Source organism: Rhodobacteraceae bacterium Araon29 (genome assembly GCA_039640505.1).
In the GTDB taxonomy this organism is placed as follows: domain Bacteria; phylum Pseudomonadota; class Alphaproteobacteria; order Rhodobacterales; family Rhodobacteraceae; genus CABZJG01.
In genome coordinates this window covers 2711863-2726284 of the sequence record CP046865.1, presented here as the reverse complement: position 1 = coordinate 2726284, position 14422 = coordinate 2711863, and the positions used below count along the sequence as shown (strand labels likewise).

At 51.6% G+C, this 14422-nt stretch carries 13 protein-coding genes; 6 read left to right on the top strand and 7 right to left on the bottom strand.

Annotated elements, in window-relative coordinates; translation table 11 throughout:
- Positions 1-22: 22 nt before the first annotated feature.
- Positions 23-400 carry a hypothetical protein gene (locus GN278_13070; GenBank protein XAT61604.1) on the bottom strand — a complete coding sequence of 126 codons (378 nt, stop codon included), beginning with the start codon at positions 398-400 and terminating at the stop codon, positions 23-25.
- A 125-nt stretch (positions 401-525) separates the two neighbouring features.
- On the opposite strand from GN278_13070, the gene GN278_13065 reads away from it, so the two are divergent.
- A complete protein-coding gene (locus GN278_13065) occupies positions 526-849 on the top strand; it encodes a 2Fe-2S iron-sulfur cluster binding domain-containing protein (GenBank protein XAT61603.1) in 324 nt (107 codons plus the stop codon).
- 17 nt (positions 850-866) lie between these two features.
- Here GN278_13065 and GN278_13060 read toward each other — a convergent pair whose 3' ends face one another.
- From GN278_13060 to GN278_13045, 4 genes are all read right to left on the bottom strand, one after another.
- Positions 867-2696: a M3 family oligoendopeptidase gene (locus tag GN278_13060; protein ID XAT61602.1), complete on the bottom strand. Its 1830-nt coding sequence runs from the start codon at positions 2694-2696 to the stop codon at positions 867-869.
- A 207-nt stretch (positions 2697-2903) separates the two neighbouring features.
- A complete protein-coding gene (locus tag GN278_13055; GenBank protein XAT61601.1) occupies positions 2904-3359 on the bottom strand; it encodes a hypothetical protein in 456 nt (151 codons plus the stop codon).
- The gene (locus GN278_13050; GenBank protein ID XAT61600.1) at positions 3359-3862 is read right to left on the bottom strand and encodes an alpha/beta fold hydrolase; all 504 of its coding nucleotides are present in this window, start codon (positions 3860-3862) and stop codon (positions 3359-3361) included. The genes GN278_13055 and GN278_13050 overlap by 1 nt, the downstream gene beginning before the upstream one ends.
- A complete protein-coding gene (locus tag GN278_13045) occupies positions 3862-4152 on the bottom strand; it encodes a sterol carrier family protein (protein XAT61599.1) in 291 nt (96 codons plus the stop codon). Before GN278_13045 ends, GN278_13050 begins: the two co-directional genes overlap by 1 nt.
- A 318-nt stretch (positions 4153-4470) precedes the next feature.
- Between GN278_13045 and GN278_13040 the strand changes: the two genes are divergently transcribed.
- The 4 genes from GN278_13040 (at position 4471) to GN278_13025 (ending at position 8873) form a co-directional block, all read left to right on the top strand.
- On the top strand, positions 4471-7386 hold the full coding sequence (locus GN278_13040) for a disulfide oxidoreductase (GenBank protein XAT61598.1): 2916 nt from the start codon (positions 4471-4473) through the stop codon (positions 7384-7386).
- 5 nt (positions 7387-7391) lie between these two features.
- Positions 7392-7763 (top strand): RNA-binding S4 domain-containing protein, encoded by a 372-nt coding sequence (locus GN278_13035; GenBank protein ID XAT62662.1) that lies wholly within the window; start codon positions 7392-7394, stop codon positions 7761-7763.
- A 55-nt stretch (positions 7764-7818) separates the two neighbouring features.
- The gene (locus GN278_13030) at positions 7819-8157 is read left to right on the top strand and encodes a DUF3470 domain-containing protein (GenBank protein ID XAT61597.1); all 339 of its coding nucleotides are present in this window, start codon (positions 7819-7821) and stop codon (positions 8155-8157) included.
- Positions 8158-8363: 206 nt separating this feature from the next.
- Positions 8364-8873 carry a CarD family transcriptional regulator gene (locus GN278_13025; GenBank protein ID XAT61596.1) on the top strand — a complete coding sequence of 170 codons (510 nt, stop codon included), beginning with the start codon at positions 8364-8366 and terminating at the stop codon, positions 8871-8873.
- A 28-nt stretch (positions 8874-8901) separates the two neighbouring features.
- Here the strand turns inward: GN278_13025 and cobS are convergent, their stop codons facing one another.
- Positions 8902-9663: an adenosylcobinamide-GDP ribazoletransferase gene (gene cobS, locus GN278_13020; protein ID XAT61595.1), complete on the bottom strand. Its 762-nt coding sequence runs from the start codon at positions 9661-9663 to the stop codon at positions 8902-8904.
- A 96-nt stretch (positions 9664-9759) separates the two neighbouring features.
- Between cobS and cobT the strand changes: the two genes are divergently transcribed.
- Entirely contained in the window at positions 9760-10776 is a 1017-nt protein-coding gene (gene cobT, locus GN278_13015; GenBank protein XAT61594.1) for a nicotinate-nucleotide--dimethylbenzimidazole phosphoribosyltransferase, read from the top strand.
- Positions 10777-11278: 502 nt separating this feature from the next.
- On the opposite strand, the gene GN278_13010 is transcribed toward cobT, so the two are convergent.
- Positions 11279-14284 (bottom strand): hypothetical protein, encoded by a 3006-nt coding sequence (locus tag GN278_13010; protein XAT61593.1) that lies wholly within the window; start codon positions 14282-14284, stop codon positions 11279-11281.
- Positions 14285-14422: the final 138 nt, after the last annotated feature.

The window sequence follows — 14422 nt, the reverse complement described above, 5'->3', positions numbered from 1 at the left end:
AATCAATATACCAAGGTTATGTTTAAGTTGCGCTTTTGCCTATCGTTTTTTCAACTGGTGTCACCAAGTGATCAAGCAGGGGTGATATATCTTCGATCTTTTCTGCAATCACATGTGTGACACCATCCGCCCGCTGTAATCGGCCGGTCACGCGCATCAGCCGAGCAGATATCACGGCCCGCCGATAGCGTTCAAAAATCTTACGCCAAACCACAATGTTAACGGTTTCAGTTTCATCCTCGAGCGTGATAAAAATGACCCCTTTGGCGGTACCCGGCCGTTGGCGCAGAATAACCAACCCAGCAACACACACCTGTTCATGGGCTGGTATCTGGCACAGTTGGTTGGCGCAGCAGGCTGACGGTGGTTTTGGCCAATGGGAATAAGAAATCTTACGCATAAGAACAAAAATAGAACAAAATAATTTTGTCGCAAGGAGATATTTTGTGGGTCGCGAAAAAGCTGGCGTATCCTAAATACAGAAGATAATAAAGTTAAAAACAGTTTTGAACGAGATTCACAGCAATGGCAAAAATTACCTATATTGAGCACAATGGCACCGAACATCAGGTCGACGTGTCAAATGGATTGACGGTTATGGAAGGTGCGCGCGATAACAATATCCCCGGGATTGAGGCCGACTGTGGCGGCGCCTGCGCCTGCTCAACCTGCCATGTCTATGTACACCCAGACTGGGCTGAGAAATTGCCGTCAATGGATGATATGGAAGAGGACATGCTGGATTTCGCCTATGAGCCAGATCTGGCGCGCTCACGCCTGACCTGCCAGATTAAAGTCACCGACGCCCTCGATGGGCTTGTGGTGCAGATGCCAGAAAAACAGATATAGGCAGTGACTAAATCTACTTAGCTGCCGCTGTCTTCCATTGCTTCCAACTCATCAATCATCGCTGAGATCATCGAAAGCCCCTTATCCCAGAATTTTGGATCACCGGCATCTAGCCCGAAGGGAGCAAGCAGGTCTTTGTGATGCTGCGAGCCGCCGGCTTTGAGCATTTCAAAATACTTGTCCTGAAACCCTTCCGGGCTGTCTTGATAGACCGCATAGAGCGCATTGACCAAGCCATCGCCAAAGGCATAGGCGTAGACATAAAACGGTGAATGCACGAAATGCGGAATATAGGCCCAAAAAGTTTCATAGCCGGGCATGAATTCAAATACCGGCCCAAGGCTTTCCCCCTGCACGCTCATCCATAGGGCATTGATATCCTCCGGGGTTAGCTCGCCCAATTTGCGCGCGTCGTGCAATTTGCATTCAAAATCGTAAAACGCAATCTGGCGCACTACGGTGTTGATCATATCTTCAACTTTTCCAGCGAGCAGAACTTTGCGTTCGTTTTGGTCTTTGGCATTGTCCAAAAGCTTGCGAAAGGTCAGCATTTCGCCAAACACACTGGCGGTTTCGGCCAAGGTGAGCGGGGTTGAGGACAGCATTTCGCCCTGGCCTGCCGCCAGTCTTTGGTGCACCCCATGACCAAGCTCATGGGCGAGCGTCATGACATCACGCGGTTTGCCAAGATAATTCAGCATCACATAGGGATGCACATCAGTGACGGTGGGATGGGCAAAGGCGCCCGGCGCTTTGCCGGGTTTTACCGGCGCATCAATCCAGCCTTGGGTGAAAAACGGCTCGGCCAGATCGGCCATACGCGGATCAAAGCCGGTGTAGGCGTCCATCACCGTGGTGCGGGCTTCTTCCCAGCCGACAATACGGTTGCTTTCCATCGGCAGCGGCGCGTTGCGATCCCAAACCTGTAACTTATCCAGCCCCAGCCATTTGCGCTTGAGCTCATAATAGCGGTGGCTGAGTTTTGGATAGGCTGCCACAACCGCATTGCGCAGCGCCTCGACCACTTCGGGTTCCACATCATTGGACAGGTGCCGCCCGGTTTGCGGACTTGGCATAGCACGCCAACGGTCAATAATGTCTTTTTCTTTGGCCAACGTATTATGCAATCGGCTGTAGACTTTCAAATTGGCTTGAAACACCGACGCCAATTCACGTGCTGCAGCTTCGCGTTTTGAGCGCTCATGGTCGGTGAGAAAATTCAGCGCGCCTTCTATATTGTAGCTTGTGCCATCTATGGTGAACTCTAGCCCGGCAGTGGTTTCATCAAAAAGCTTTTCCCATGCATCGCCCACAGCGCCAAGATCATGTAAAAACTTTTCCAGCTCATCGCTGAGCTGATAGGGTTTCATAGCGCGGATCCGATCAAACACACGGCGATACCGTGCCAAATCCGTGTTTTGTTCAAGTAAGCTGTCCAAGTGTTTATCTTCAAGCCGGTTCAGCTCAAGGGTGAAGAAAACCAAAGGGGTGCTGAAATCGGTGATTTTTTCCTGAAGATCACTCATGAATTTGGTGCGCTCGCCGTCCGTGGTGAGCTGATAGTAGCGCAGGCCCGCATAGGACATGATACGGCCGCTAACCGCGTTAATTTTTTCCTGCCGCTGCACGCAGGTCAGCAGTGCATTGGCGCTGAGCGCGGCAAGCTTGCCTTCGTACTCTGCGGCAAAACTTTGGCATTCCTTTTCCAGCCAGGCCAGATCGCTTTTCAGCGCTGGGGCGTCGGGGCCTGTGTAAAGATCGCTGAGATCCCACTCAGGCAAAACGCCCAAATCCGTGTTGGATGGGTCGGTTATGGTGTCGGCGGCGGAAAAATTGAGTTGGAACATATTCTAACCTTCAGTTGCTTGGCTTTCAGATATGGCGCGGCAGACAGTTTTACAAGTCACGAAAAGAGTGCTTTGACTGATCATATTTGAGTATTTTTGCAAAGAAAAAGGAGTTGGCTATCCGAGATTGTAGAGCGGACGTACCCATGGATTGGCGAAGCTGCGAAAGGGAGATTAGTTGGTTTTAGAAGCGCATTACCCATCATGCTAGGATGTGCTATTCTGATTTCTGTGGGCATCAAAATGTGCACTGATTTGATCCAAAATGGCATTGTGCACCTGTGGCGCTTCCATCAAAACTTCATGCTCGCCCGGAGTTATTATAATCAATGAACCATTGGTCCAAGCTGCCATGCGGTCCTTGATCCGCTGCACATCTACAACCTGTTCGTCGCTGCCAAGAAAGCAAAGGCAGGGCTGTGGGGGGCTGGGAATATGCGAAAGCTGCCAGGTTTCGTGCAACGCGCGGTGGAACCACCGCAGGCTGGGCCCGCCGAGCTGCAATTCAGGGTGCTTGCTCATATGCAGGCGCATATACTCCCACATATCTCGGTCGTTGGTAAGGGTGTTGCCTTTGAAATCTGCTGTTGCGCAATAGCTTTCCGCTTTTGTACTTGGAGTATAGGCTGTTCCAAGACCCATTAAAGTACCAGTTTTAGCCATCAACCGCGCCGCAGTTTGGTTGAGAGTAACAACATTAATGCCCCACATTGGACCGGTAAAGGCCGCTGCAAGAAAGCGATTGTTTTTGTACAGGGCCCGCAGACCAATGCAGCCCCCATGGAATGACCAAGAATATACCAAGGTTTTGGAGCATTGCCCTGTGCGGCCCAGCGCATCACTGTTTCAAGGTCAACTTGATATTCAGCAAATTCGCTCACATGACCAAGCAGCGTGTCTTTGTGCAACCTCTCAGACAGGCCTTGGCCACGCCAGTCAATGGCAAGAACGCCATAGCCATTTTGTACCAATTTGCGGGCTGCCTTGCCATATTTTTCAATATATTCCGTGCGGCCAGGGCACAAAAAAATGGTTCCGCGCCCTGCCTTCGCGGGCCAGTGCCCCACCCTGATGCGCAGATTGTCTTCTGTGGTCAGCCAATATCCGTATGCCTCAGGTGGTCCATCAGCAACGTCATTGAACAATGGCGCAGCAGTTGCTGTCATTAACCGAGTATAGTTCCAAGGCGCATGGCCGTTCCCATATCGCCATCAACCAACAGGCGCCCGCTCATAAAGGCTGATGTTGAATCCAAATCGCCAGATAGAATATCACGAAAGGTTTCTGCATCCGCACTAAGCGTCACGTCGGTTTCATCATCTCCTGCGCGTATCCCGTTGGTGTCGATAATAATTGAGCCTTCTCCAGTGATGGAAAATTTGGCTGATCCATCAAATGTTGTGCCGTCAAGCTTTGTATTCAAAGCGGCAACAGCTTCCGCAATCACATTACTCATGGTTTTAGTCTCCTGATTATGTTTGGGGTAAAATCCCCTTGGGTTTGTGCTTATCCATAAGAATTGGTGATCAAAAACTCAATTTCAAACTTCTCTATCCGGTTTGAGTTATTTTATCCCTTTTTCTAGAGGCGTCAATTACTCGTGCCGCAAGGTAATCCTACGCGGACAAACAAGGAAATAGGCCAGATTGATGTTTTCTGGGATGCTCGCAAGCAAGCTTTGACTATACATCTCTGTCGTCACGGCATAGAGATTATTTCGCAGTGGAGCGCCAAAGCTGGCGCAGGCAAAGCACCTTGTAGGTTGGGGTCAAACATGGCGCAACAGGCGCGGATAGTGGCGGTCTTGGGGCCAACGAATACGGGCAAGACCCATTACGCAATAGAAAGAATGCTGGGCTATCGCAGCGGCGTCATCGGGCTTCCGCTCAGGCTTTTAGCGCGTGAAGTATATGATAAGATTGTTGCTCTGCGCGGCCCGTCAGTGGTTGCCTTGGTGACGGGCGAAGAACGGTTGGTGCCGGCGCGAGCGCAATATTGGGTCTGCACGGTCGAGGCCATGCCGCAGGGAATGGGGGCAGATTTTGTCGCGATTGATGAAATTCAGCTTTGCGCCGATCCGGAGCGTGGTCATGTGTTTACCGACCGCCTGCTGCATATGCGCGGGGCAAAAGAAACGCTGTTTTTAGGGTCAGATACGATGCGGGGTCCGATTTCAGCGTTGGTTCCCGAGGCAGAATTTTTGCACCGTAAGCGCCTAAGCACTCTTAGCTATTCGGGATCGAAAAAAATAAGCCGAATGCCGCCGCGCAGCGCCATTGTGGGGTTTTCCGTTGAGGGCGTCTATGCCATTGCGGAACTGATTCGCCGGCAAAAGGGCGGGGCAGCGGTTGTCATGGGGGCGCTGAGCCCACGCACCCGCAATGCGCAGGTGGAACTTTATCAAAACGGAGAAGTGGATTATCTGGTGGCGACCGATGCAATTGGCATGGGACTAAACCTAGATGTGCATCATGTTGCCTTTTCTGCCCTGAGTAAATTTGACGGCCGCCGAATGCGCGCTTTGGCCCCCAATGAATTGGCCCAGATCGCAGGTCGGGCGGGACGCGGCATGGCAGATGGCAGCTTTGGGGTAACCGGTGAGGCGCCCGCATTGGACGAGATGGTGGCAGACGCCATTATGGAGCATCGGTTTGCCCCTTTAAAGCGGCTTCAATGGCGCAATTCAGCGCTGCAATTTGGCAGCCCAGAGCGTTTAATTTCTTCACTTGAACAGCCCGCAGATAGCCCGCATTTGTTCAAAGCCAGAGAAGCAGATGACCTGATGGCATTGAAAACACTGACCCAGATGCCTGATCTGCGCGATGCTATTCGGGATGCAAACTCGGTGCAGTTGCTATGGGATGTGTGCAGGGTGCCGGATTTTCGCGGCCTTGGCCATGCAGATCATACCAGCCTTCTGGCCAGTATATTTACTTACCTGCAAGAAAAAGGAACTGTCCCAGATGATTGGTTTGCACGGCAAATCAACCGGATAGATAAGACCGACGGCGATATTGACACATTATCAAATAGGTTGGCATTTATTCGTACATGGACCTATGTTGCGCAGCGTTCCGGTTGGGTGAATGACGAAAATCATTGGCGTGGAGCGACGCGCGCTGTAGAAGACAGATTATCAGATGCTCTGCATGAGCGTTTGACGCAAAGATTTGTGGATCGGCGGACATCGGTTTTGTTGCGCCGGCTCAAGCAAAAGGAGGCCCTTTTGGCCGAAGTGAATGATAATGGTGAGGTGACCGTCGAAGGGGAATTCGTCGGTCGGCTCGAAGGATTTAGGTTCCGGCGCGACAAAGATGCCAGCGGACAAGAGGCAAAAGCAATTCAAACCGCTTCGCTGCAGGCTCTAGTGCCACATTTTCATCTTAAAACAGATCGCTTTTACAATGCGCCCGACACCGAGATGGATTTTACCGATCAAGGTGGCCTGATGTGGGGTGAACAGGCCGTTGGTAAACTTATGGCTGGTGATGATCCCTTAAAGCCAAAAATCAGCGCTTTTGTCGATGAAGCTGCTGGTCCGGAGGTTTTGGAAAAAGTTGAGCGCCGCTTGCAGCATTTTATTGACCGCAAGATTGCCGGCCTGTTTGATCCGCTATTGAACCTTCAACGGGATGAGACTTTGAACGGTTTGGCGCGCGGTTTTGCCTTTCGTCTGGTGGAAGGCTTTGGTCTTCTGCCGAGAGCTTTGGTTGCGGATGACGTCAAGGCTCTGGATCAGGACGCGCGCGCAAGCCTGCGCAAACATGGCATTCGCTTTGGTCAATTCACCATCTTTATGCCGCTCTTGCTGAAACCTGCTCCGACGCGTTTGCGTTTGCTGTTGTGGTCGCTTGACCAAAAGCTTGATGTGTTCCCAGAATCGCCGCCCCCTGGTTTGGTGACGGTTCCAACGGATGAGAAAGCGCCCAAAGGCTATGACACCATGTCGGGCTACCGTATCGCTGGTGCTCGGGCCATTCGGATTGATATGTTGGAACGTTTGGCCGATTTGCTGCGGGTCGAAGACAGCCGCAACGGGTTTGAAGCCAAGGCGGATATGTTGTCCATTACCGGAATGACTCTCGAACAATTTGCTGATTTGATGCAAGGGTTGGGCTATTCTGCTGATCGAGGCGAGCGTGAGAAAATTAAAGCTGTTGTGGACAACGATCAGGTAACGCAATCTGAGCAAGATGAACAGCAAGGCCAAGAGGCAAAACCGGATGAAAGCCCGGAACTTGGCGGTCTACCTGAAAACAAAACTGAAGAGGTTGAGGCAACTCAAACAGAAGCCGATGAGCCGCCTACTGCAGCTTCACAAGAGCTTTTAGACCCAGTGCCGGCCGTGGACGTGGACGCAGAGCAAGCGTCATTGCAAAACGCCGCCATTGAGGTGATCGCAGAAACAGATCAAGCTGGGGCAGCCGAAGATGACGCAGCCGCACCTGAAAAAGAAGTGTTTTTCACCTTCAAATGGGGCCGTCGGCCGGCGGGGCGCACTGCGCATCGTGAAACGGATAATTCTAAAGCCACCGCGGGTAAAAAGCCCAAAAAGCGTAAGCCCAAACCAAAACAACGCCCTGATTCCACTGGGCCCAAAAAGTTTCAGGCCCGGCCAGAAAAGAAACAAGCCATTGATCCGGACAATCCATTTGCCGCCGCCCTCATGGGGCTTAAGACCAAGGAGTAAGCTTGCTGGCCCCTGAGCAGAAATTGCGGGTCGACAAGTGGCTCTGGCATGCACGGTTTTTCAAAACCCGCAGCTTGGCGAGCAAAGTTGTTTCTGCTGGCCACGTGCGGGTAAACGGCAAAAAAACATCCAAATCAGCAACAACTGTTCGTATCGGGGATCGCTTGCGCTTTGCCCAAGGTCGGATCGAGCGAGAGGTTGAGGTGCTTGGTCTTGGTGAGCGCCGCGGACCCGCGGTTGAGGCGCAAACATTGTACCATGATCACACGCCTGTGCAAAAAATCGATCCTCAAGCGCCCCGATTCGAGGGAAAAGGTCGCCCAACCAAGCAGAATCGTCGCAGGATCGGACTTATGCGCGATCAGATGCTTGAATGACGCGGGTCTGTAGATTAGCTAAGTTCAGAATTGCCTGAAATCTGGATAACCCCCAATGACCTATATCGTGAATGATAGTTGTATTGCCTGCAAATATACCGACTGCGTAGAAGTCTGTCCGGTCGATTGTTTTTATGAAGGTGAAAACATGTTGGTGATCCATCCAGATGAATGCATTGATTGCGGTGTTTGCGAACCTGAATGCCCGGCCGATGCCATTCGCCCGGATACGGAACCGGATATGGAAAAATGGGTGGAATTTAATCGCAAGTACTCGGAAATGTGGCCAGTGATTATTACCAAAAAAGATCCGCTGCCTGAGGCGGAAGAGCGCGACGGTGAAACTGGCAAGCTTGAAAAATATTTTTCAGAGGCCGCAGGCGAAGGCGGTTAGCCTGGGGATTATCGTTGGTTTGTGTCCGCTAGGAATCAGTTAAATTTTATGTTATATTATTGTCACAAATGAAAATAACCAATTTGGCGGGCAGTCAAAATTTACGCCGCATAACTTTTTGGTCAGCTGTTTTAACATCCAGCAGAGGAAAGCAAAGCCTCTGTCGGTGTTTCGTCGTGTTAAAGCGACGTAAAAGGGGAAAGTAAATGTCGAAGTCTAAGAAATCCGAGTTCTCTCCAGACGAGTACGTGGTGTACCCAGCGCATGGGGTGGGAAAAATTATTTCCATTGAAGAACAAGAAATTGCTGGAATTTCGCTCGAACTTTTTGTGATTTCTTTTGAAAAGGACAAAATGACATTGCGGGTGCCAACCCATAAGGCAACTGAAATTGGCATGCGCCCTCTCAGCTCGCCTGATGTGATCCTCAAAGCCATGACGACCCTGAAAGGCAAGGCCAAGGTAAAGCGTGCCATGTGGTCGCGCCGGGCCCAGGAATATGAGCAAAAGATTAACTCTGGCGACTTGATTGCCATCGCCGAAGTGGTGCGCGACCTGCACCGCAACGATGATCAGCGTGAGCAAAGCTACTCTGAGCGCCAGCTTTATGAGGCGGCGCTTGAACGTTTGACCCGCGAGGTCGCGGCTGTCGAAGACGGGGACGAAGCTGCAGCGGTTAAAAAAGTTGATGATGTGCTGGTATCGCGCGCAGCCTAAGTTTGGCCCAAGCGACCACTGTAAAAGATTAAGCGCAGGCCAGTAAAACCATCAGGGCAACAAGCTCTGTCAACTGGCCAGTCGCGCCCAGAATATCGCCGGTTTGACCACCTATTTTTGCAAGCGCGATACGTGCGCAGGCCCAAGCCGTTAGTGCGGCAACTGCGCAGGCCAGCAATCCGGAAAACCCGCCGAAAACCAAACCAATGACTACCGCTAAGGCAAGGCCCGCATAGGCGGGCTGAAAATCGGGCCGCCCGACGCTGTGTGACAGCCCATCATGGCGTGCATGGGGTAGGTTGGCCATCACCACTGCCATCAGGGCGCGGCCAATAACCGCTGCGATCATCAACCCGCCCATGGCAAATTCCGCCTCTAACAGGCCCACCAAAAGCCCCCAGCGCAAGGCAAAACTTATTACCAGTGCTAGAACACCGTAGCTGCCAATTGCGCTGTCTTTCATAATCTCAAGGCGGCGGGCTGGATCGTGTCCACCCCAAAGCCCGTCGGCGCTATCTGCGAGCCCATCTTCATGCATGGCGCCAGTTAAAATGACCCCTAAAGCCAGACCAATGAGCGCCGCCACCATGGGTGGCAGTCCAAGCAAAAATCCCACCATGCATCCAAGCCAAACAATAGCGGCCCATAGCATCCCGATGAGCCCATAGGCCCACACGGCTTCGGCTTGGCGATCATAGGCGTTTTCTGGCACTTTGATCGGTATGCGGGTCAGCAGGCTGAGCACCACCATGAGATCAAGCCACCAAGTTTTACGCCAAAGTTGGGCCATGTCGCCTTCAGTCCTAAAGATGCCTTGATTTCACTTGTTAAGGTTTCTGAGTGTTGTACATAGCGTTAGATTGAAGCCAACAACAAGGCAAAAGCAATGACTGCATCATTTTCGTCCCTCGCAGAATTTTTCTCAGTTCTTCAGCAAGCCCCTGAAATTGATAGCCAAGCTCTAGAAGCAGCCCGTGACCGCAATGGACAGTTGACCAAACCCCCCGGCGCATTGGGCCGTCTGGAAGATCTGGCGATTTGGTATGCTGGCTGGCGCGGAACCCCCAAGCCGCAACTCACTGCGCCGCAAGTGGTAATTTTTGCTGGCAACCACGGGGTGACAGCGCAGGGCATTTCTGCCTTTCCGGCCGAAGTCACCGAACAAATGGTGCTGAATTTTCAATCAGGTGGCGCGGCGATCAATCAGTTATCCTCTTGCTTCGGGGCGCGACTTGATGTGCATGCGCTGCAATTGGACAGGCCAACCGCTGATTTCACCCAAGGCCCGGCGATGAGCGAAGATGAATGCGTTGAGGCGCTAAAAACCGGCTGGGCCGCTGTTGATAAGACAAGCGATTTACTGGTCACAGGCGAGATGGGTATTGGCAACACCACATCGGCAGCGGCGATTGCGCTGGCACTTTACGGCGGCTCTGGCGCAGACTGGGCAGGCCGCGGAACTGGCGTTGATGACGCCGGCCTATCACGCAAAGCAAAGGTCATTGAGGCAGGTCTTAACGCTAATCCTCAGGCCGCTGGCAATGGGCTTGAAGCGTTGCGGTGCCTTGGTGGGCGTGAACTGGCGGCCATGGTTGGGGCAATTGCCCACGCGCGGATGCTTCGGATTCCAGTCATACTTGACGGGTTCATTTGCACTGCGGCTGCCGCTTCATTGGCCCATGCGGTGCCCGGAGCTTTGGATCACGCAGTGGCAGGCCATGTTAGTGCAGAGGCGGCGCATAAAGCGATCCTCGATCAGATTGATAAAAAACCACTTCTGTCTATGGATATGCGGCTGGGCGAAGGCTCTGGCGCGGCGCTGGCAATCAGTATGTTGCAAGCTGCTGTGGCTTGTCACTCAGGCATGGCCACTTTTGCAGAAGCTGGGGTTGCCGACGGGTAATTTTTTCTAATGCGTGGCCAATGCCAAGCGTAGCTTTGCTTGTACTGAAAATGCGGTGCAAAACCCTTTGATAACAATGGTAAAAGACCGTTTGGTAGCCATTCATGGCATTGTTTGGATCACTTGTCTACTTTGTGGATTAGTGTCGCCATAACTCTCTCTTTCGCGAAGACCCTCGGCGGATTGCCACTCTAAACCGAACCGATGCAAGCTTGTGCCATGTCAATCAATTGACCCATTATCCCTTTGTAAAAAACGTCTCAACTTTATGAATTTTTTTTTATATTGAGGGCAAATATATCAATCAGGTCAGCCGTATCCATACCTCGCCCTATGTCTATATTTGAATTCCGCTTCATGAAGATTGGGCCGAGACAGGTCAGATTGTGACCTGCCGTAAGAAATACAAAGGCAAGGATGAGTTTGGCGAAGGTAATTTTAAGGTTTTTCTGAGGCGATTGAAAGCGAACAGACTACCAATTGAGAACTGGTGGCGCGTTGATCAACCGCGCGGTAGTGAAAGGGTTATGTTCTCGCCGCTTTTGATATAACGCAGCTCATTTTTTGCGATTGCGGCCACGCGTCCACCATCCAACCGATCGCCCACTTCAACCATCACGCGGCGGCCACTTTTCAACCGGATCAAAGCCCGCCGTGTGCTTTTGGTGCCAAAAACCCCGATCAGGTTTACCTGACGAAGATCAAGCACCCTTTTCAGAGTGGCCTGTTTGCGCACCAAAGCATTGCTAGGCTCTGTGCCTGCGCCTGAGCCAACCTCGGCTTCGTCGCCCTCGCTTATGGTGCTCAAGAGGCGGGATAAAAAATTGATGCCTTGCGTGGTTTCCAAATCAAGTGGCCGACTTTTGGGGCGTAGTGAAGCCGAGAGTGGCTGTTCGAATGGCAGCGGCTTGATGGCCGCAACGGCCTCTGCGGGTCTAACTTTGGGTCGCAAGAGGGCCAAGGCAGCCAACGCCTCTTGTGCTTTTTGATCTGGAGTCTTCAGGCTACTGGGCCGCTGTGGGGGGCGAACCGTGACCAGCGGGATGCCCGTCACTGTCAACAATGGCACATTCTCTGCGCTTGGCTCTGGCACCATATTGGGCCGATCAGGTATGAGAGGAGAGTTTTGGGGTTTTGGCTCAAGAAGAGAAACCTGTCCGTCATCTGATGTTGTATTGGCTTGTGCATCCGGAGGGCTTGATCCGTCCTCTAATAGATCAACTTCTGTTGACAGAGGGGTGCGGAGCGACCTGTCAAAGGGCGTTTGAGTTTCTGGTTTAAGTTTAGAGGTGTCCAACGCGGCAATCTCTTGTGGAAGAACGGCGGCATCACTTTCAGTATTTGCTGTTGGGCGCAAATTATCCGTTATATTCTCTGCAATGGTCTTGTTTGGAAGTTCCTCAACTACCTGCAGATCATCTGCACCAAGCGCTGCTGTTGCAAATGACAATGCCAGTGGACGGATAAAGTTGGGGTCAGGCAGTAGTCCGGCGCTATCAGGCAATGCGATTGCATCATAGACCTCAACGGGTGGATCAATCGAGGCAATGTAAAGATCGCCCAAATAGTCCCAGCCCATATCTGCGGGCGGGACTGGCGCCACTGGTATGCTGCGAAGGATGCTTGCTGTATCATGGCCCATTTTGGGATTATGAGATGACAGCCCCAAGAAGGGGAGCAAAAAGTTACTGTCGGGGCGCAGGTTGGCGCTATCGGGTAAAGCTGTGATATCTTTTACAGTTACCGCAGGATCTCGCGCCGCGCTGTAAATAGCTCCGATGAAATCCCAGTTTGTCCCCGTTGGCGGCATTGGGGCAGTTGGCCATTCTGGCATTGGTTTGTAGAGGCCGCGCAGAGTGTCAGGCCGAGTTGGTTCGTTTGGTTTTCTGTCTGGTCTTTCAAGCGGGACCAATTCTCGATTGCTATCAAATAAGGCCAGAGTTTGCCAAGAAAGCGTTGGGGCCGTTTGAGCGGCGCCTGATATCGGTTGATCCAGCCGTTCAACCCCGAGAGCGTAATCGATACGCGGAAGCTCATCTAGAGCTTTTAGATCAAGATTGAAACTGTCATCGGTAATCACAGTTTTTGGTTTGGAAGGCCGGTTCATCACTTTGGCCGAACCTGGAAGGAAAACTGGGCTAAGATTTGCGATTTTGGGGGCAGTATTTGGTGTGACCTGACCGGGAAAAGCGGATTGTCCCAGTGAAAGTTGCCGTGCACCTAATGTCGAAGCCTCAATTTTTACCAGGATGTCTGGTGCGGCGTCTAAGTCAGCCCAGTCTTCCGTGCCGTAAGAGAATTGGGGTTTATAAAGGGAATAGGCCGCGATCGCGACTGCCACTAAAATCACAGGGGCCAAAAGGAGAACTGGCCAAAACGGCTTAATGGTTCGTTTTAAGTCTTCTGAAAGCTTAAGGTTATTTTGTGCCTCAAGCCACCATGCTTTGATATCTGCATGGCTTTTGGTAACAAAGCTCTGCGCTTGCCGGCGCAATTGTCTTTGCTGTTTATGTAACTCGGCGCGATATTTTTTTGCGCCGTTGGCATTTCTTACCAGCTCTTGTTTAAATTGCTGTCTTGCTCTTTGAAGACCGCTAAAATCAATCGATTGGACAGAATTGATAAACGCCTTTCGCAATGCGTGTAGGCCGCTACCGGATTGCTGTAGCGTCGATTTAATCCCATGGGACGCCCACTCTACAGCGGTTCTGCCAATATCAAGCGGCGCGGAAACTATCAAGCTTGCAGCATATCTAGGATCAAGAGTGACCTGCGGGGCTATCAAGGTGTGTTTTTGTTTTTCTGTTGCAGAGATGGGCGTTTGCTCGTCAAGCGCGCTATCGCGTTGACTTCGAAAAACCAATTCCTCTGGGGGCTGAGGTGCATCGGTTGTTTTGTCAGTTTGTATCTCCACTGAGCTTTGTGCGACAGAGCTTTGCACCGGTTGCCGAGGTAAAGGGGCGGCAATTAACTCTGGATTAGGTAGGATGACAATGGCTTGCTCATCGCACTCCATGCGGCGGCGGTCGCCTTCAGCACTGCCAAAAAAGGCTTCGCCTATAAAACTGTCCTTGGGGGGGATGGCAACATTACCCAATGGCTTAAATTCACAGCTCTGAGCAAAGGCTTCAGCCTCCTGAAGGGTTTCAATCGCCACGGCTGCTACAAAAATACTGTCCTGCGTGGTGGCCCAGTCAAACCGTAACTCGGATAATTGATAGGGTGTCGCATTTTTCAAATGGGCATTGATCAAAGCTTCTATATCATCGATCAAAGCATTTTTTGGGCGAGCCAAAGTCATATATTTTATTTGCTCGTTTGGGATTACGAGCTTCACTTGCGCCGCGCTTGGATCCAAGCCGAGCGCCTGCTTTCGCAACCTGCCCATTTTGGGGGTAAGGTCATCTTTTTGAAAGTTGACATTGCCGAGTACAGACCAGCCTGTTTCGGCCCGCTGCAGCAGCGATATACTGTCAAAAGACAGGGAAAGGGCAAAATTTGGTTTCATCCGGTCAGGTTGGCTATATCACTCTCAGCGTTGGTTTTACGCCTTTGCGGCAGAGTTTACAGCAGGATGGTCCGCTTTCAAAGTAAAACCCCACAGCTAGCGGATTTTTGCTTCTAAGAGGCTCGACCGAACCGAAAT